Annotated in this window: 1 protein-coding gene; it reads right to left on the bottom strand. The window is 48.3% G+C overall.

Annotation, left to right across the window (positions count from 1 at the left end; translation table 11 throughout):
- The coding region (locus HKX41_14015; protein ID NNC25249.1) for an ATP-dependent Clp protease ATP-binding subunit ClpX at positions 1-230 on the bottom strand (230 nt) is incomplete at both ends.

Genomic DNA, 230 nt, shown 5'->3' with positions numbered 1-230 from the left:
TGCCGGAATTGATCCGTTTATAATGGTTGTAAACCGCAACGGCGAGCGATTTTTTCGCCTCATCTTGGCCGATGACGTATTCATCTAAAATTTCCCTGATCTCCATCGGCTTCGGCACGTCTTTAAATTCAAATTCTTCCTCGTTTCCAAGCTCTTCCTCGACGATCTCCGTGCACAATTCAATGCATTCATCACAAATGTAAACGCCCGGGCCGGCGACGAGCTTGCGC

Origin of the sequence: Salifodinibacter halophilus (assembly GCA_012999515.1) — a bacterium.
Taxonomy (GTDB): Bacteria; Pseudomonadota; Gammaproteobacteria; order Nevskiales; family Salinisphaeraceae; genus Salifodinibacter; species Salifodinibacter halophilus.
Note: the sequence above shows the minus strand (reverse complement) of the source record. Positions and strands in the feature narration are given on the sequence as shown.